Origin of the sequence: Kitasatospora sp. NPDC087315, assembly GCF_044744345.1 — a bacterium.
In the GTDB taxonomy this organism is placed as follows: domain Bacteria; phylum Actinomycetota; class Actinomycetes; order Streptomycetales; family Streptomycetaceae; genus Kitasatospora.
The window spans coordinates 34921-53260 of sequence record NZ_JBIUYD010000020.1; the positions used below are offsets into that span (position 1 = coordinate 34921).

Below are 18340 nucleotides of genomic sequence, written 5' to 3' on the forward strand. Positions count from 1 at the left end.
TTCGGGGTCTGTACGGGTCCTGTGGCGGGCCCTCGGGCTACTTCTTCTTGGCCTTGCCGCCGTACGGCAGGCCGGCCAGGGCGGCGATGATCACGAAGGCCGCGATCGGGGCCAGCACGTACAGGCCGAGGGTCTGGGCGACGCTCAGGCCGCTACCCGGGTCGTCGCCGTCGTCCCGGGTGAGGGCCATGGCGGGCGACGACAGCAGCATCATCAGCGTGACCGTTGCGGAGACCGCGCCGGCTCGCAAAGCGTTCCTCTTGTCCACGTCGCCCAACTTACCCGTCGTTTACGCGGGCGCGCTCGGCGGGGTCGGCCTTTCGGACCGGGTCGGCGGGGGCTGGGTCGGCGGGGGCTGGGGTACCGGGGCCGCCCGGCGGGGACGGCTGCGGCTGCGGCCCGGCGCGCAGGAGATCGGGCAGGGCCCGGGCGGCCGGTACCGCGGCCAGGGCGTCCAGCGTCACCGGGTGGCCCTCGGCGTCGGCGACCGGCAACCGCCAGTTGGGGTACTGGTCCCAGGTGCCGGGCAGGTTCTGCGGGCGCGGATCGCCCACCAGGTCCGGCAGCCAGACGCCGACCAGCCCGGCCGGGGTGGCCGCCAGGAAGCGGTACAGCGCCTGCGCGGAGAGCGGCTCGCCCTCGGCCAGCAGGCCCAGCCGGAGCAGTTCCGCCCGCCAGTCGGCCAGCTCCGCCGCCGCCTCGGCCTGCTCCTCGCCGAGCGCGCGGGCCAGCAGGCCGAGCCGGTGCCGCAGTTCGACGTGCTCGCCGGAGAGCCGGGCCGCGGTGCTCGGCAGGTCATGGGTGGTCAGGGTGGCCAGGCTGCCCGGCCGCCAGCGTTCGGGGGGCAGGATCTCCCCCTTGGCCTGCCAGTCCCGCTCGAACCAGAGGACGGACGTGCCGAGGATGCCGCGCGCCGCCAGCTCCTCCCGCACCCCCGGCTCCACCGTGCCCAGATCCTCGCCGATCACGGCGGTACCGGCCCGGTGCGCCTCCAGGGCGAGCACCCCGAGCATCGCCTCGGCGTCGTAGCGGACGTAGGCGCCCTCGGTCGGCGCGTGCCCGGCCGGCACCCACCAGAGCCGGAACAGGCCCATGACGTGGTCGACCCGGATCGCCCCGGCGTGCCGGGCGGCGGCGCGCAGCAGCTCGGCGTACGGGGCGTAGCCGGCCGCGGCGAGCGCGTCCGGGCGCCAGGGCGGCAGGCCCCAGTCCTGGCCGTGGGCGTTGAACGCGTCCGGCGGTGCGCCGACCGAGATGCCGCCGGCCAGCACGTCCTGGAGCACCCAGGCGTCGGCGCCGTCCGGGTGCGCGCCGACCGCCAGGTCGTGGATCAGGCCGACGGGCATCCCGGCGGTCTCGGCGGCCCGCTGGGCGTGGGCGAGCTGCTGGCCCACCTGCCAGGCGAGCCAGCGGTGGAACTCGGCCCGGTCCGCCAGCTCCTCGGCGGCGCGGGCGGTCTGCGGGCCGTCCGGGTGGCGCAGGTCCTTCGGCCAGCCGTGCCAGTCGGCGCCGTGCACCTCGGCGAGGGCGTTCCAGAGCGCGTGGCGTCGCAGCCACTCGCCCTCACGGGCCTGGTACGCCTGGAAGGCCGCCTCCCGTCCCACGCCGCGCGGCACCTGGTACAGCAGTTGCAGGGCCTCGCGCTTCAGCGCCCAGACGGCGTCCCGGTCGATCAGCCCGTCGTGGCTCAGCACCTCGGCCCGCAGCCGCGCCGCGCGCCGGCCCAGCTCCTCCGCCTCGGCGCGCCGCTCGCCCGTCAGATAGCCGTACTCGGGCACCGCCTCGATCCGCAGGTGCACCGGGTCGGCGAAGCGGCGGGAGGAGGGGCGGTACGGGGAGGGGTCGGAGGGGACGGCGGGCAGGGCGGCGTGCAGCGGGTTGATCTGCACGAAGCCCGCGCCGAGGCCGCCCGCCCACTGGGCGAGCTCGACGAGGTCCCCGAGGTCGCCCATGCCCCAGGAGCTGTCGGAGAGCACGGAGTACAGCTGGGCGAGGAAGCCCCAGCCGCGGCCGGGGAGCTGGGGCAGCCGCTCCGGTGCGACGATCAGCGGCGCCCGGCCGCTGCGCTCCGGGGTCTCCGCCGTGAGGGTGTGCCGCCCGAGCGGCAGGTCGGCGGGCAGCCAGTGCGAGTGCCCGCGCGGCAGCTCCCAGCGGCCGCCGTCCTCCAGCTCGACGGTCAGCCGCGCGTCGGCCGGCACGTCCAGCGCGGTGCGCCGGCCGGCCCGGACCACCACGCACGGCGGCAGCAACCGGGCCGCCAGAGCCGACCGGTGACGCTCCAGCGCCTCCCGGGCGGCCTCCGGTGTCCCCGCCTCCACCCCGAGCGCGGCCAGCACCGCCACCAGCGTCCGCGCCCCCACCGGCACGGCCCCGCTCCCCGGGTTGTACCTCGTGTCCACCCCGTACGCGTGCGCCAGCGCCACCAGTTCGGCCGGAGGCGCCGGCGCGTCCTGCGCCGGCACCTCAAGGCTGTCGGCTCCGTTACGGTCGAGATAAGCGGCCACTCGCGGCTCCTGCGATGTCTCGGCAACGCCCTGTCAGGACAGCCACAGTCCTACCCGCGTGACGGGCCGGTGACCCGGCGCGACACGGGCGCGCTACGCCCGGGGCACCTCGGTCGGCGCGCTGCTCGGGCATCCGCGGCAGGATCGACTGATTGTCCGACTCCGGCCGCGGCCCGGGCCCGCGACGCCGGTCGGTGTCGCGGGCCCGGGGTGTGTTCGGGGGCGGTCTTTACAGATGATCAAATAGGACAAACTTGGCATAGCCGTCGGTGACATTGACACCGGAACACCCAGCTGGTGGGCTTTGGCCGCGATGTGGTTCCAGCCCGGCGAGGAGGCTCCTGTGCAAGCCCGAGTATCCGTCTTCGCCGGGCGGCGGCTGCGGCAGCAGGTGGAGCAGAGTGCCGCGCTGCGGGATGTGCTCCAGCATCCGGCGGCGGTCTCGGCGCGGCAGGTGACGGCGCGGACCTGCCGCCAGCTGGCGCCGCGGACGGCGGACCGGCTGATCGCGGATCTCAAGGGGACGGAGCCGTTGCTGGCCTCGGTGCGCGCCGAGCGGGCGGCGGCCGACCGGCCGGGGGCGCCGGGCCGGCGGACGCTGCGGCTCGCGGCGACGCTGTCGGCGGCGGCCGTGGTCGGCGGGCTGCTGGCGGGGTCCGTGCCGTCGGTGGCGTACGCGGCGGCGCCGGGGCCGGATGTGGTGAGCAGCGCGCCGCAGACCCCGCTGGGCAGTGTGAGCAACCCTCAGGTGTTCCCGCGGCCGCAGGAGCAGAGTGTGGCCGGGAAGCCGGTCGCGGTGCCGGCGGCGGTGACGCTGGTGGTCGCGCCGAAGGCGGACCACGGTGCGGTGGACGCCGTCCGGGAGGTGCTGGAGATCGCCGGGGCGACCTCGGTGACGCCGCAGGAGGAGGCCGACGCGCCGGCCGCCGGTTCGCTGGTGGTGTACGTCGGCGGGCCCGCCGAGGGCGCGGGCGGCGCGGTGGACAGGGTGCTGCGCGGGCTGACCGCGGCGGCCGGCGGCAAGGACGTCGCCGCGCCCTCGCCCGGCGGGCTGCCGGCCGGCGGGTACGTGCTGTCGGCCGGTCAGCTGCCGGCCCAGGGCGGCGGGACGTACGGCGCGGTGGTGCTGGCCGGCACGGACGCGGCCGGGACGTTCTACGCCGCGCAGAGCCTGCGCCAGCTGCTCGCGGCGGTGCCGGCCGGGCAGGGGCAGGCGCCGGGTGCGGCCGGTCTCGGCCTGCCGGGCATCACGCTGCGCGACTGGCCCTCGGGCGCGCCGGTGCGGGGCACCGCCGAGGCGTTCTACGGCACCCCGTGGAGCCAGCAGCAGCGGCTGGACCAGCTGGACTTCCTCGGCCGTTCCAAGCAGAACTTCTACCTCTACGCCCCGGGCGACGACCCGTACCGGCTCTCCCGCTGGCGCACCGCCTACCCGCAGGCGCAGACCGAGGAGCTGCGCGCGCTGGGCGCCCGGGCCTGGCGCAACCACGTCACCCTCGGGTACTCGATCGACCCCGGGCAGTCGTTCTGCTACAGCTCGGGCCGGGACGCGGACGCGCTGGTGGCCAAGCTGGACGGGCTGCGCAAGCTCGGCTTCACCGCCTTCCAGCTGCAGTTCCTGGACGTCAGCTACGACGAGTGGCACTGCGGCGACGACCGCTCCAGGTACGGCACCGGGCCTGCCGCCGCCGCCAAGGCGCAGGCCGAGCTGGTGGCCAAGGTGCAGGACCGGCTGATCGCGAAGAACCCCGGGCTGGCGCCGCTCACCGTGGTGCCCACCGAGTACCACCAGCAGGGCACCACGCCCTACCGCAAGGCGCTGGCGGCCGCGCTGCCGGCCGGGGTGCAGGTCGCCTGGAGCGGTGTCGGGGTGATCCCGGAGAAGATCACGGGCGCTCAGGCCGCCGAGACCGGGGACCTGTACGGGCACCCGCTGGTCACCATGGACAACTACCCGGTCAACGACGCCACCCCGGACCGGCTCTTCCTCGGCGCCTACACCGGGCGCGACCCCGGGGTCGCCACCCGCTCCGCGGCGATGCTCACCGGCGCGATGCGGCAGCCGGTCGCCTCCCGGATCGCGCTCGCCACCGCGGGCGACTTCGCCTGGAACCCGTCCGGTTACAAGCCGGACGAGTCCTGGCAGGCCGCGCTGCGCTCGCTGGCCGGCCCGACCGGCGGCGGCGCCACGCCCGCCGGGGCGGCGCTCGCCGCCGTCACCGCGCTGGCCGGCAACAGCTCGTCCTCGCCGCTGTCCAAGCAGGAGTCCGGCTACCTCACGCCGCTGCTGGAGCGGTTCTGGGCCACCGCCGAGCCGAACGCCGGCGCCGCCCCCGACCTCGCCAAGCTGATACAGGCGGCGGCCCCGCTACGGGAGGCCTTCGCCGCGATGGCGGACGCCCGGCAGACCCTGGCCGCCACCCAGGCCACCGCCCCGCTGGCCGCCGAGGCCGCCCCCTGGCTGGCCCCGCTGCACGACTACGGCCTGGCCGGGCAGGCCGCGCTGGACATGCTGCTGGCCCAGCACGGCGGCGACGGCCCGGCCGCCTGGAAGGCCCGGGTCGAGCTCAACAAGTTGCGCGAACAGCTCGGGCAGAGCCCGGCGACGGTCGGCGCGGGCGTGCTCGACCCGTTCCTGGAGCGCGCCGTCGCGGCCGCCGACACCTGGGCCGGTGTGGCCGGTGGCGGCGTCACGCCGACCACCACCCTGGGCACCGCGCACGACCACCTGCCGGCCCTGATGACCGACGGCGTCGCCGACACCTTCTACTGGAGCTCGGCACCCCCGCAGCCCGGCGACTCGGTGGGCCTGGACCTCGGCGGCGGCCGCCCGGTCGGCAGTGTCACCGTGCTGATGGGCTCCTGGGGCAGCGGCCCGGACGGCGCCAGCGCGATCGACGACTACATCCGCGACGGTGTCCTGGAGTACTCCACCGGCGAGGGCGGCTGGAAGCAGCTCGCCCAGGTGAAGAACCAGAAGAGCGTCACCGCGCAGCTGCCCGCCGGGACGGTCGTCCGGGCCGTGCGGCTGCGCGCCACCGCCGCGCAGAAGACCGCCGTGGCGGTGCGCGAGTTCTCCGTCACCGCGCCGGACGACGCCCCGGCCAGCGTCTCCGGCGGCCCCGGCGCCCTGCCCGGCTCCTCGCCGTCCGCCGTGCTGGACGGCAACCCGGACACCGCCTACCGGGCGGCCACCGCGCCGACCGCGACGGACGAGCCGCTCACCGTCGAGCTGGGCGCGGCCCGCCCGCTGGACCGGCTCACCGTGCTCACCGACCCGGGTGTGCGGGCCACCGCCACCGTCTCGGTGCGCCATGCCGACGGCACCTGGGTGCAGATCGGCACCGTCCAGCCGGGCTACAACGAGCTGTCGGCCGGCGGCCAGGTCGCGGACGCGTTCCGGCTGGCCTGGAAGCCCGGCGGGGAGCCTCCGGTGGTCAACCAGGTGATCCCCTGGTACGCGGACGCCCCGGCGGCCCGGCTGAGCCTCTCCGACCCCGCGCTGGACGTGGTGACCGGCGCGGCCGCCCCCACCCAGACCCGGGTGACGGTCGAGGCGGGCCGCCCGGAGGGGACCGCCGGCGAGCTGCGGACCGAGGTGCCGGCCGCGGCCAAGGGCCTCACGGTGGCCCCGGCGGCCGGGCTGACCGTGCCGCGCGGGGGCCGGGTGGGCGTGCCGCTGCTGGTCACGGCCGCGCCGGGGACGCCGTCCGGGACGTACCAGGTGCCGGTGCTGTTCGTGGCCGGCGCGACCACCGTGCGGCAGGTGCTCCAGGTGCACGTGGTGCCGCCGACCGGCGGCCCGGACCTGGCCGTCGGCGCGCAGGCGACCTCCTCGGGCGACGAGACCTCGTCCTTCCCCGCCTCGGCGGTGGCCGACGGCGACCCGAAGACCCGCTGGTCCTCGCCGGCCCGGGACGACGCCTGGGTGCGGCTGGAGCTGCCGCAGGCCGCCCACCTGGGGGCGGCGGTGCTGCACTGGCAGGCCGCGTACGCCTCCGCGTACAAGATCCAGACCTCGCCGGACGGCGTCACCTGGACCACGGTGGCGACGGTGGACGACGGCAAGGGCGGTGACGAGACGGTGCGCTTCGACGCGCCGGGGGCGAGGTTCCTGCGGGTGCAGGGCGTGGCCAGGGCCACCAAGTACGGCTACTCGCTCTGGGGCGTCGAGCTGTTCGCCGTCACTCCGGAGGCCCCGCCGGCCGGTCAGCCGAACCAGCCCGGTACGCCGGGTGCGCCCGGCACCCCTGCCCAGCCGGTGACGCCGCCGGTGGCGCCCGGCACCCCGCCGCAGAAGCCGTAGCGGAGTCCGCGGCGCAGTCCGTCGCGGAGTCCGCGACAGGCCCCGGACGGCGGGCCGCCGCGCTCCCCGGGGCGGGGTGCGCGGCGGCCCATGAGGCGTACCGGAGATATGACGGGCAAGCCCTTGTGGAGCGGGATCAGGCGGAGAGCGGTTCGGGATGCTCACCGCGGCGGACGGGGGGCTGGTGGGCGGAGTGCGCCCGGCCGAGGGGCACGGGGTGCGCGGCCTCGGTATGGTCGTGGTGCTCGTACTCGCCCCACTGCGGGGCGCGCATCAGGTCGCCGCCGCCGTAGGGCTCCAGATAGGGCCGCCAGCGCGGGTCCTTGATCCCGGTGCCGATGATGCGCCAGGCCAGCCCGCTGGGCGGGGCCGGTGGGCGCTTCATCCGCCAGCCGAGTTCGGTGAGGTGGCGGTCGGCCTTGGTGTGGTTGCAGCGGCGGCAGGCGGCCACCACGTTGTCCCACCGGTGCTGGCCGCCCCGGCTGCGCGGGATGACGTGGTCGACGCTGGTGGCGGCGGCCCCGCAGTAGACACAACGGCCGTGGTCACGGGCGAACAGCGCCCGGCGGGTGAGCGGGACGGGCCCGCAGAACGGGACCCGGACGAAGCGGGTCAGACGGACGACGGACGGCGCCGGAAGGGCGCTGGTGGCGCTGTGCAGAGTGACTCCCGAGTCCTCCAGGCTGACCGCCTTGTGGTTGAGGACCAGGATGAGTGCGCGGCGCATCGATACGACGCCGAGTGGCTCGTAGGACGCGTTGAGGACCAGGACATGCGGCACGGATGCCTCCTTGGACGCCTGCGGCGCGTGGCTCGCGCCGGGACGAGCGGTTGGATCACACAGCGGGTGCGTGATCTCCCCCAGTGTCGCCTTACGCCTTTGTACGGCGCCACCACTCCTGTGTAACGGACCTGACGTGAACTCCGGGTGTGGCTTCTGTCATACCCGGTATGCCCGGGCGAAGGACGGGTTGCACCCGGGCGCCCTCCCGGGGGACGGCTCGGCCGGTCGGAGCAGCGGCGTGACCGCCGCCGACGGGGTGGTGTGGGGGGCGCGACGGTGCGTTGACGGGGCGTCCGGGCCTGGTCCGCGCGCCGTCGGCGTGTCCGACGGGTGGTTCGGCGGCGGATAGGCTAAGGCGGACGGTCCGCAGGCCCCGGGGCGACCACCGCCACTGCCGGCGGGCCCGCCACGCTCCCTGCAGGAAGGTCCCGCACGTGTCCTGGTCCGGTGCCGCCGGCCTCCTCGCCGACGCGTCCACGAAGCTCACGGCCGCGGCGCTCTCGGCGACCACAGCCTCGTCCACGACGCCGAGCCCGTCCCCGAGCCCCACGGCGCCCGAGCTGCCGCAGCTCGACCTCAGAATCCCCACCAGCGCGCAGGAGGTCAGCGACACCACCAGGCAGGCGGCCGGCTGGCTCGACTCGCACTGGCAGGACTGGCTGGCCGGCGGGGTGCGGATCGTCTTCATCATCGTGCTGGCCCTGGTGCTGCGGGCCGTGGTGCGCAAGCTGATCACCCAGCTGATCGCCCGGATGATCAAGCCGGGCGAGGCCGACGACGAGCCGGGCCGGCTCGGCGGGCTGCTGGCCAACACCGGGGTGGTCAACCCGGAGCGCCGGCAGCAGCGCTCGGAGGCAATCGGCTCGGTGCTGCGCAGCGTGGCGTCGTTCTCCATCCTGGGCACGGCGGCGCTGATGGTGCTCTCGGCGCTCGGGGTCAATCTGGCACCGCTGCTGGCCAGCGCCGGTGTGGCCGGTGTGGCGATCGGTTTCGGCGCGCGCAACCTGGTGACGGACTTCCTCTCCGGGGTCTTCATGATCATGGAGGACCAGTACGGTGTCGGCGACGAGATCGACACCGGGGTGGCCTCCGGCACGGTGCTGGAGGTCGGCCTGCGGGTGACCAAGCTGCGCGGCGCGAACGGCGAGATCTGGTACATCCGCAACGGCGAGGTGAAGCGGATCGCCAATATGAGCCAGGGCTGGTCGACGGCCTCGGTGGACGTGCAGGTCGGCTACCGGGAGGACCTCGTCCAGGTCGAGGCGCTGATCCAGGAGACGGCGGAGGCGCTGGCCAAGGAGGCGCCGTTCGACGAACTGGTCTGGGCGCCGGTCTCGATCCTGGGCGTGGAGTCGGTGGCGGTGGACTCGGTGGTGCTGCGGGTCGAGGCCAGGACGGCGCCGGGCAAGGCGCCGATGGTGGCGCGGGCGCTGCGGCAGCGGCTGAAGACGGCCTTCGACCTGGCCGGGATCAAGGTCAAGGAGGAGGTCCCGGCGGCGGCCGCCGACGCCGGAGCGGCCACCGGCACGGCCGCCGCCGCGGTGGTGCTGACGACCGCCTCGGCGACCACGCCCGCCGATGCCGCGCCGCCGTCCGCGCTGGCGGACCCGGCGTCGCCGCGCTCCCTGGCGACGGCGCCGATACCGGCACCGGTGCGGCCCGCCGAGGACGGCGCCAAGGCGCCCTGAGCGGCCGCCCGGCTCCGGGCCGGGTCCGTCCGTACACCGCCGAGCCCCGCCCCCCTCCGCCCAGGGGGAGCGGGGCTCTCGCGTGTGCGGGCACGGCGGACCGGGACGGGGCGCGAGCAGGCCCCGCGTGCGCGGGCTCACGCTTCGACGCGCCCGGGTAACGGTCCCGCGCGCCCGGGTAACGCTTCGGCATCCACCGGCCGGAGGGCCATTGACACCCCTCTGGCGGGGTCATACGGTCCTGTCACAAGCGAACTGGAAAGTTTCCTAACAGTTCGCCCGACGGTTCGTCCCGGGCACCGGCGCGTCACTCGGCCGCGCCCCCGGACACCCGCCACCACCGGCCGAAAGAGGAGGATCGAGGCGTGACCAGGACCATCGGCTCCGCCCGAACCCCCCTCGCCGGCACCCCCAGCCTGCTGCGCGCCATCAACGACCGCGCCGCCCTCGAACTGCTGCTGGAGAACGGGCCGCTCTCCCGTACCCAGATCGGCACCCTGACCGGCCTCTCCAAGCCCACCGCCTCCCAGCTGCTGGCCCGCCTGGAGGCGGCCGGGCTGGTGCTGCCGGTGGGCACCACCGCGGGCGGCCCCGGCCCCAACGCGCAGCTGTACCAGGTGAATCCGGCCGCCGGCTACGTCGCCGGACTGGACGTCACCACCAGCCATGTCCGGATAGCGGTCGCCGACATCACCGGCACCACCCTCGCCGAGCACGTGGTGCCCACCAAGGGCTGGCCCGCGGCCGGCGTCGTCCCCCGGGTCGCCGAGGCGGTCGCCGGGACCGTCCACGCCGCCGGGCTCGCCGAGGACAGCCTGCGCGCCGTGGTGATCGGCGTCGGCGGCGCCCCCGACCCGGTCACCGGCAAGCTCCGCTACGCCTCCCACCTGCCCGGCTGGCACTCGCCGAGACTCGTCCAGGAGCTCTCGGAGGCGATCGGCGCGCCGGTGTCGATCGAGAACGACGTGAACCTCGCCGCCGTCGCCGAGCAGGCCTCCGGTGCGGCGCTGGGCTTCGAGGACTTCGTCCTGCTCTGGGCCGGCGAGGGCACCGGCGCCGCGATCGTGATCGCCGGCCGGCTGCACCGCGGGTTCACCGGCGGCGCCGGGGAGGTCGGCTACATGCCGGTGCCCGGCTCACCGGTCGTGCGGGACGTGCGCCGCCGCAACTCCGGCGGGTTCCAGGAACTGGTCGGCGCACCCGCCGTCCGGGCGCTGGCCCGGGAGCACGGGCTCGGCGCGCCCACCGCGGAGGAGTCGCTCGCGCGGGCCCTGGAGACCCCGGGCGCCGGCGACGAGTTCCTCGCCGCCCTGGCCGGCCGGCTCGCCGTCGGACTGGCCGTGATCGTCGCCGTCGTGGACCCCCAGCTCGTGGTGGTCTCCGGCGGTGTGCCGAGTGCGGGCGGCGAACGGCTGCGCGCGCTCGTCGAGGAGGAGCTGGCCCGGATCTCGATCGCCCGGCCGGAAGTCCGCAGCAGCGCCCTGCCGGGCTCGCCCGTCCTGCTCGGCGCGCTGCAACGCGCGCTGGCGGCCGCCCGCGAGGCGGTCTTCTCCACTCACTGACCCGCCCACTGGTCCACCTGCCGACCCACCCTCTGATCCGCCCACCGACGCTCCCGCCCGCACCAGGCACCACCGGCACCACGCACCACCCGGCACCACCCGGCACCGCCTCGCACCACCACCAGCACTGCACCTGAAACCTCTCCCCCAACCCCCGAACGCGGGACCCGAGGCAATGACGCCTGCCCGCGCACCCCCAGGAGGACCTCGAAGTGCACACCACCTCCCGCAGAGGACGCCGTACGTTCGCCGCCGTCGCCGGCAGCGCCGTGCTGGCCCTGCTCGCCACCGCCTGCACCGGCAGCAACGACGACGGCGGCAACGACGACTCCGCCAGCGGCAAGGACGTCACCATCACCTTCTGGCACGGCTGGAGCCAGGACTCCGAGGTGAAGGCGATCAACGACAACATCGCCGCCTTCGAGAAGGCCCACCCGAACATCCACGTCAAGGCCGTCCCCAACATCGCCGACGACAAGGTCAACCAGGCCCTGCGGGCCGGCGGTGACGAGGCCCCGGACGTGGTCTCCTCCTTCACCACCAACAACGTCGGCATGTTCTGCTCGACGAAGGCCTTCGCCGACCTGAAGCCCTTCCTCGACAAGGACAAGATCGACACCGCGAAGACCTTCCCGGCCGCGATGCTCAACTACACGCAGTTCCAGGGCAACCAGTGCTCCCTGCCGCTGCTCGGTGACGCCTTCGGCCTGTACTACAACAAGGCCGCGTTCACCAAGGCCGGCATCACCACGCCGCCGAAGACCTTCAGCGAGTTCGCCGACGCCGCCGTCAGGCTGACCATCGCCGACGGCGACGGCTTCAAGCAGCTCGGCTTCATGCCGACCTACCACGGCTACGAGACCACCGTCGAGCACTTCCTCGGCCAGTACGGCCCGACGTACTTCGGCACCGACGGCAAGTCCAGCATCGCCACCGACCCGAAGGTCGCCGCGATGCTCAACTGGCAGAAGGGCCTGGTCGACAAGCTCGGCGGCTTCGACAAGCTGGAGAAGTACCGCTCCACCTTCGGCGAGGAGTTCAGCGCCAAGAACCCCTTCCACACCGGCCAGGTCGCGATGGCCCTGGACGGCGAGTGGCGCACCGCCTCGCTGGCCGCCGACAAGCCGGACTTCGAGTGGGCCACCGCGCCGTTCCCGGTGCCGGACGACCAGGCCGACAGCTGGGGCCGCGGCTACCAGACCGGCACCATCGTCGGCATCGCCAGCAGCAGCAAGAAGCAGGCCGCCGCCTGGGAGCTCGTCAAGTACCTGACCACCGACACCGACGCGGTGGTCAGCTTCGCCAACGCGATCCACAACGTGCCGAGCACCTTCGCCGCGCTCGACTCGCCGAAGCTGATCAGCGACGCCAACTTCAAGACCTTCCTCGACATCGCCAAGAACGCGCACTCGGGCACCACCCCGGCGAGCGTCAACGGCGGCGGCTACATCGTGTCGCTGCAGAACCTCGGCTACGCGTACGAGTCCGGCAAGCAGAGCGACCTCCAGGCCGGCCTCACCGCCACCGCCAAGGAGATCGACGCCGCCATCGCCCAGGCCAAGTAAGGGCCGGACGGAGCTCCCATGTCACTCGCGTTCGGCACCCGCAAGGGCACCGGACCGACCGACCCGGCGGCGCTCTCCTCGCAGCACCTGCTGCGCCGGAAGCGCCGCCGGGAGGCGGCCCGCACCCTCGCCTTCCTCTCCCCCTGGCTGATCGGCTTCTGCGTCTTCTTCCTGTACCCGCTGATCTCCACCGTCTACTTCTCCTTCATGAAGTACAACGGTTTCGGGGCCCCCACCTTCAACGGCCTGAAGAACTGGGACTACGTCTTCAACGACTACCCGTTCTTCTGGCAGGGCCTGCGCAACACCCTCTGGCTCGTCGTCATCATGGTCTCCCTGCGGGTGGTGTTCGGCCTCGGCATCGGGCTGCTCATCACCAAGGTGAAGACCGGCGCCGGCTTCTTCCGCACCGCGTTCTACCTGCCGTACCTGGCCCCGCCGGTGGCCGCCACGGTGGCCTTCGCCTTCCTGCTCAACCCCGGCACCGGCCCGGTCAACCACTTCCTCGGCGAACTGGGGCTGCCGCAGCCCGGCTGGTTCGCCGACCCCGACTGGTCGAAGCCCGCGCTCACCATGCTCGCCATGTGGGGCATCGGCGACCTGATGGTCATCTTCATGGCGTCCCTGCTGGACGTCCCCAGGGAGCAGTACGAGGCGGCCGAACTCGACGGCGCCGGACCGTTCCAGCGCTTCCGCTACGTCACGCTGCCGAACATCTCGCCGATCATCATGTTCTCGGTGGTCACCGGCGTCATCCAGAGCATGCAGTACTACACCCAGGCGATCGTCGCGGGGAAGGTCGCCGGCGGCATCGCGGGCAACTCCGGGCAGCAGTTCGAGCCCGGCTTCCCGCAGGGCTCCACCTGGACCCTGCCGCAGATGGTCTACAACCTCGGCTTCCAGCGCTTCAACAACGGCGCGGCCTGCGTGGTCGCCCTCGTGCTGTTCGCCATCGCGATGGCCGTCACCTCGCTCCTGCTGCGCCGCAAGTCCGGCTTCATGGCGAGCGACGACTAGCGGACCAGTGAGGACCCCACCATGACTCTCAGCACCACGCTCACCAAGCCCCGTACACCGTCCGGCACTTCGGGCACCTCAGGCCCGCGCGGCGCCGCCGCCCGGGCCGCCCGCCGCCGCGCGGCGCTCAACTGGGTCGCCGTCCACTCGCTGGCCATCGCCGCCACGCTGTTCTTCCTGCTGCCGTTCGTCTTCGCCTTTCTCACCTCGGTGATGACGGACAGTCAGGCGCTCACCACCAACTACTGGCCCACCTCCTGGGAGTGGGGCAACTACCGCACGGTATGGGAGACCCCCGGCTTCCTCACCTGGTGGCGCAACACCCTGCTGTACGCCGGTCTCGGCACCGTCCTGACCATCGTCTCCAGCCTCCCGGTGGCGTACGCGCTCGCCAAGTTCCGTTTCAGGGGCCGCAATCTGGCCCTGATGGCCGTCATCTCGATGATGATGCTGCCGCCCCAGGTCACCATCATCCCGATGTACCTGTTCTGGTCGAAGCAGATGCACCTCACCGGCACCCTCTGGCCGCTGATCATCCCGATGGCCTTCGGCGACGCCTTCTCGATCTTCCTGCTGCGCCAGTTCCTGCTGACCATCCCCAAGGAGTACATCGAGGCGGCCCGGATCGACGGCTGCGGCGACCTGCGCACCCTGCTCAAGGTCGTGCTGCCGATGGCCAAGCCGGCCATCGCCGCCGTGGCGCTGTTCCAGTTCTTCTACGCCTGGAACGACTACTTCGGCCCGCAGATCTACGCCAGCAACAAGCCCAGCGCCTGGACGCTCTCCTACGGGCTGGAGTCCTTCAAGAGCGCCCACCACACCAACTGGAACCTCACCATGGCCGCCACCCTGCTGGTGATGGCACCGGTGATCATCCTCTTCTTCTTCGCACAGAAGGCCTTCATCGAAGGCGTGACACTGACAGGGGTCAAGGGCTGATGTCCGCACTCAAGCTGGCCATCGTAGGCGGCGGATCGACGTACACCCCGGAGCTGATCGACGGCTTCGCCCGGTTGCGCGACACCCTGCCGATCGGCGAACTCGTCCTGATCGACCCGGCCGCCGACCGGCTGGAGCTGATCGGCGGGCTGGCCCGGCGGATCTTCGCCAAGCAGGGCCACGGCGCGGTCGTGACGACCACCACCGACGTCGAGGCCGGTGTCGCCGACGCCGACGCGGTGCTGCTCCAGCTGCGGGTCGGCGGACAGGCCGCCCGCAACCGGGACGAGACCTGGCCGCTGGAGTGCGGCTGCGTCGGCCAGGAGACCACCGGGGCCGGCGGCCTGGCGAAGGCCCTGCGCACCGTCCCGGTGGTGCTGGACATCGCCGAGAAGGTCCGCCGCACCAACCCCGACGCCTGGATCGTCGACTTCACCAACCCCGTCGGCATCGTCACCCGGGCCCTGCGGAACGCCGGGCACAAGGCCGTCGGCCTCTGCAACGTGGCGATCGGCTTCCAGCGCCGCTTCGCCGGACACCTCGGCGTCGACCCCGAGCTGATCCGCCTGGACCACGTCGGCCTCAACCACCTGACCTGGGAGCGCGGCGTCACCCTGCTCGACGCCCCGGGCGCGTCCACCGGGCGCGAGGTGCTGCCCGAGCTGCTGGGCACGTACGGCAAGGAGATCGCGGCCGACCTGCACCTGCCGCAGCCCGTCATCGAACGGCTCGGCGTCGTCCCGTCCTACTACCTGCGCTACTTCTACCAGCACGACGTGGTGGTCCAGGAGCTCAAGGAGAAGGGCTCGCGGGCGGCCGAGGTCGCCGAGATCGAGCGGCAGCTGCTGGAGATGTACGCCGACCCGGCCCTGGACACCAAGCCGGAGCTGCTGGGCAAGCGCGGCGGCGCGTTCTACTCCGAGGCCGCGGTGCAGCTGATCGCCTCCCTGCTGGGCACCGACGGCCGGACCTCCGTCCAGGTCGTCAACACCCGCAACGACGGCGTGCTGCCGTTCCTGCCCGACGACGCCGTCATCGAGGTGCCGGCCGAGGTGGACGCGGCCGGTGTGCGCCCGCTGCCCCAGCGGGCCGTCGAGCCGCTGTACGCCGGCCTGATCGCCGCCGTGACCTGCTACGAGCACCTCGCGCTCGACGCCGCCCTGCGCGGCGGTCGCGACCGGGTCTTCGACGCCCTGCTCGCCCACCCGCTGGTCGGCCAGATCGAACTCGCCGACCAGCTGACGGACCGGCTGCTCGCGCACAACCGCGAGCACCTCGCCTGGGCCTGAGGCGCCCGCGTGCCCGGCCCGCGCCCCCACCGGGGCCACGGGCCGGGCCGCGAGGAGACCGACCACCCCCGGCCGGGGACAACGGCCGGGCCACGTACGAGCCGCGGGGACCTGATGACCCACCAGCCCGAACCACTTCTGCCCGGCGTTCTCGCCATCGACGCGGGCAACTCCAAGACCGACGTCGCCCTGATCGGCGCCGACGGCACCGTCCACGGCTCCGCCCGGGGCGGCGGCTTCACACCGCAGAAGACCGGCGGCGCGGCGGCCGTGGCCGGTCTCGCACCGCTGGTCGAGGAGGCGGCCGCCGCGGCCGGGCTCTCCCTGAACGGCATCCTGACCACCCACGTCAGCGCCTGCCTCGCCAACGCCGACCTCCCGGTGGAGGAGGAGGCGCTGCGCACCGCCCTGGAGTCGCACCCCTGGGGCGTCAGCAACACCGTCGCCAACGACACCTTCGGCCTGCTGCGGGCCGGCACCGACGGCCCGCGCGGCGTCGCCGTCGTCTGCGGCGCCGGCATCAACTGCGTCGGCCTGCTCCCCGACGGCCGCACCGCCCGCTTCCCCGCCCTCGGCGAACTCACCGGCGACTGGGGCGGCGGCGCCGGCCTCGCCGTCAGCAGCATGTGGCACGCCGTCCGCGCCGAGGACGGCCGCGGCGGCCCGACCGCGCTCGCCCGGGCCATCGCCGAGCACTTCGGCCTGCCGAGCACGGGCACGGTCGCCGAGGCCATCCACCTCGGACACCTGCCGTCGGCGCGGATGCACGAGATCGTCCGGGTGCTGTTCGCGGTCGCCGAGGAGGGCGACCCGGTGGCGCTGGAGCTGATCGACCGGCAGGCCGACGAGATCACCCGGCTGGCCGTCGTCGCGCTGCGGCGGCTCGACCTGCTGGACTCGCCCACGCCGCTGGTGCTGGGCGGCGGCGTGCTCGCCTCCCGGCAGCCGCTGCTGCTCGACAACCTGACGGCCCGGCTGGCCGCCGCCGCCCCGCTGGCCGAGCCGCGGGTCGTGGTCGCTCCGCCCGTCCTGGGCGCGGCGCTGCTGGGCCTGGACCACCTGGGCGCCGGCGCCGGGGCGCAGTCCCGGCTCCGCGAGGCGTACGACACCGCACGGCCCGTCGCGGCGTAACGCCCGTCCGGACACTCCGCCCCCGACCGGTCCGCACACCCGTCGGGGGCGGCCCGCGTGGAACCGCGGCCGGGGCGGGCGTCGTGTACGGAGGTGCCGAATCCGGTCACGCCCCAGGGAGACTTGCGTCATGACCGCGCCCCGTCTGCTGCTCGCCGCCCTGCTGCTCTGTACGGCCGCCCTCGGCCTCTCCGCCTGCACCCCGGTGGACGAGGACCCGACGGTGGCCGCCGGCGGCGAGTTCGACGACGGTGACGACGACGGCGACGGTGCCGACGGTCCGGCCGTCGCCCTGGTCTCCCCCGCGGCCGCCGCCTGCACCACCGCCGCCGAACGCCCCGGCCACCGCGTCCTCCAGGTGGTCACCGTGGCCCGCGACCAGCTCACCGCCCGCCCCACCCGGTTCGTCTGCGGCCCGGACATCCCCGACGACGGCTACTACGAGCCCACCGGCTCCCCCGCCCGCTACACCTTCGCCGCCACCGCGACCGCCACCCTGGTCGATCTGGAACACGCCGAACCGGCGAGGCCGGTACCGGTGCCGGAGCTGGTCGACCACCTCGACGACTGCCTCGCGGACCGCGAACCCGAGCCCCCGTACGGCTGCTACGGCAGCGACTACGACGTGGTGCTGGACTCACGCGGCCGGATCATGCGGATCGGGGAGCTGTACCACCCCTGAGGGCTCATGAGGTCCTGCCCCGGGGACGGCGTCCCGGGCCGGTGGAGCAGTGGGCTTCTCCCCATGGTGCGACCGGTGGTGATGCCCGATCAGTGACGCCGGCCAATGATCACCTCGCCGGGCGGCTTTGTATCGTTGGTGGACGGAACGTGTCGTAATCGATCCCATCGCGCGCCGCGTGAGGGAGGACGGAGATCGCCGATGACCACCGACGCCACTCGAAGGATCATTGTGGTCCGTCATGCGCGGGCCGAGCGGGAGACACAGGTCGACCACGAGCGCCACCTGGACGACCAGGGCCGCACGGACGCGCCGCTCGCCGGGCGGTGGCTCGCCGGGTCCGGCCTCACGCCCGGTCTGGCGCGTGTCTCCGACGCCGTCCGCACCAGGGAGACCTGGGAGTTGATGGCCCAGGAGTTTCCGGAGAAGCCCGCGGCCGGCTACGAGGAGGCGCTCTACACGCCCGGCCACGACGAGGGCGGGCTCGGCGGGCTGATCGCGCTCGTGAACGGGACCTCCGACGAGGTGAACGACCTGCTCGTGGTCGGCCACAATCCCGAGATGCACGCGCTGGCCGACACCCTCGCCGGGGAGGCGGAGGGAGACCTGCGCGCCCGCATGGAGCGGTCGGAGTTCCCCACCGCCGCCGTCGCCGTCCTGGCGTTCAGCGGCTCCTGGAAGAGCCTCGGGCCCGGCAGCGCGCGGCTCGTCGGCTACTGGACCCCGCAGGGCTGACGCCCAGCGGCCCTTGCCGGGTACGGAGTCGGGCCGGCGGTGCTACACCGCTGCCGCCGTGCGCGGGCAGGGGCCGAAGACCAGGCGGTCGCGGGCGGTCCGGTCGGCCTGGGCTCGGGCCGGGGTCGCCGACCGCCT

General features: G+C 74.0%; 13 protein-coding genes. 10 read left to right on the forward strand and 3 right to left on the reverse strand.

The window, feature by feature from the left end:
- Positions 1-37: 37 nt before the first annotated feature.
- Both ACIO5D_RS26305 and malQ read right to left on the reverse strand, forming a co-directional pair.
- A complete protein-coding gene (locus tag ACIO5D_RS26305) occupies positions 38-268 on the reverse strand; it encodes a hypothetical protein (protein ID WP_363613439.1) in 231 nt (76 codons plus the stop codon).
- Between the two features lie 10 nt (positions 269-278).
- Positions 279-2462, reverse strand: a complete 2184-nt coding sequence (gene malQ / locus ACIO5D_RS26310; RefSeq protein ID WP_400798275.1) for a 4-alpha-glucanotransferase — start codon at positions 2460-2462, stop codon at positions 279-281.
- A 385-nt stretch (positions 2463-2847) separates the two neighbouring features.
- Here malQ and ACIO5D_RS26315 point away from each other — a divergent pair, with 385 nt between their 5' ends.
- Positions 2848-6810 carry a beta-N-acetylglucosaminidase domain-containing protein gene (locus tag ACIO5D_RS26315; RefSeq protein ID WP_400655956.1) on the forward strand — a complete coding sequence of 1321 codons (3963 nt, stop codon included), beginning with the start codon at positions 2848-2850 and terminating at the stop codon, positions 6808-6810.
- Between the two features lie 136 nt (positions 6811-6946).
- Here ACIO5D_RS26315 and ACIO5D_RS26320 read toward each other — a convergent pair whose 3' ends face one another.
- Positions 6947-7591, reverse strand: a complete 645-nt coding sequence (locus ACIO5D_RS26320; protein ID WP_363613241.1) for an HNH endonuclease — start codon at positions 7589-7591, stop codon at positions 6947-6949.
- Between the two features lie 563 nt (positions 7592-8154).
- On the opposite strand from ACIO5D_RS26320, the gene ACIO5D_RS26325 reads away from it, so the two are divergent.
- The 9 genes from ACIO5D_RS26325 to ACIO5D_RS26365 all read left to right on the forward strand — a co-directional run bounded on the left by ACIO5D_RS26325 (position 8155) and on the right by ACIO5D_RS26365 (position 18202).
- Positions 8155-9282 (forward strand): mechanosensitive ion channel family protein, encoded by a 1128-nt coding sequence (locus ACIO5D_RS26325; RefSeq protein ID WP_400798278.1) that lies wholly within the window; start codon positions 8155-8157, stop codon positions 9280-9282.
- Positions 9283-9647: 365 nt separating this feature from the next.
- The gene (locus tag ACIO5D_RS26330; protein WP_363613245.1) at positions 9648-10844 is read left to right on the forward strand and encodes an ROK family transcriptional regulator; all 1197 of its coding nucleotides are present in this window, start codon (positions 9648-9650) and stop codon (positions 10842-10844) included.
- 212 nt (positions 10845-11056) lie between these two features.
- Positions 11057-12409 (forward strand): ABC transporter substrate-binding protein, encoded by a 1353-nt coding sequence (locus tag ACIO5D_RS26335; RefSeq protein ID WP_400655952.1) that lies wholly within the window; start codon positions 11057-11059, stop codon positions 12407-12409.
- Between the two features lie 18 nt (positions 12410-12427).
- Positions 12428-13426 carry a sugar ABC transporter permease gene (locus ACIO5D_RS26340; protein ID WP_363613249.1) on the forward strand — a complete coding sequence of 333 codons (999 nt, stop codon included), beginning with the start codon at positions 12428-12430 and terminating at the stop codon, positions 13424-13426.
- A 21-nt stretch (positions 13427-13447) separates the two neighbouring features.
- Positions 13448-14365, forward strand: a complete 918-nt coding sequence (locus ACIO5D_RS26345; RefSeq protein WP_363613251.1) for a carbohydrate ABC transporter permease — start codon at positions 13448-13450, stop codon at positions 14363-14365.
- Positions 14365-15654, forward strand: a complete 1290-nt coding sequence (locus ACIO5D_RS26350) for a 6-phospho-beta-glucosidase (RefSeq protein ID WP_363613253.1) — start codon at positions 14365-14367, stop codon at positions 15652-15654. Before ACIO5D_RS26345 ends, ACIO5D_RS26350 begins: the two co-directional genes overlap by 1 nt.
- Positions 15655-15768: 114 nt before the next feature.
- The gene (locus tag ACIO5D_RS26355) at positions 15769-16785 is read left to right on the forward strand and encodes a BadF/BadG/BcrA/BcrD ATPase family protein (protein WP_363613255.1); all 1017 of its coding nucleotides are present in this window, start codon (positions 15769-15771) and stop codon (positions 16783-16785) included.
- A gap of 130 nt (positions 16786-16915) precedes the next feature.
- Positions 16916-17467, forward strand: a complete 552-nt coding sequence (locus ACIO5D_RS26360) for a hypothetical protein (protein WP_400798160.1) — start codon at positions 16916-16918, stop codon at positions 17465-17467.
- A gap of 201 nt (positions 17468-17668) precedes the next feature.
- A complete protein-coding gene (locus ACIO5D_RS26365; protein ID WP_363613259.1) occupies positions 17669-18202 on the forward strand; it encodes a histidine phosphatase family protein in 534 nt (177 codons plus the stop codon).
- The last annotated feature ends 138 nt before the right edge of the window (positions 18203-18340 follow it).

Bases quoted from the DNA above. Each gene is read 5' to 3' on its own strand.
- ACIO5D_RS26360 (WP_400798160.1), top strand. From the start codon at position 16,916: ATGACCGCGCCCCGTCTGCTGCTCGCCGCCCTGCTGCTCTGTACGGCC.
- ACIO5D_RS26365 (WP_363613259.1), top strand. From the start codon at position 17,669: ATGACCACCGACGCCACTCGAAGGATCATTGTGGTCCGTCATGCGCGG.
- ACIO5D_RS26350 (WP_363613253.1), top strand. From the start codon at position 14,365: ATGTCCGCACTCAAGCTGGCCATCGTAGGCGGCGGATCGACGTACACC.
- ACIO5D_RS26345 (WP_363613251.1), top strand. From the start codon at position 13,448: ATGACTCTCAGCACCACGCTCACCAAGCCCCGTACACCGTCCGGCACT.
- ACIO5D_RS26340 (WP_363613249.1), top strand. From the start codon at position 12,428: ATGTCACTCGCGTTCGGCACCCGCAAGGGCACCGGACCGACCGACCCG.
- ACIO5D_RS26355 (WP_363613255.1), top strand. From the start codon at position 15,769: ATGACCCACCAGCCCGAACCACTTCTGCCCGGCGTTCTCGCCATCGAC.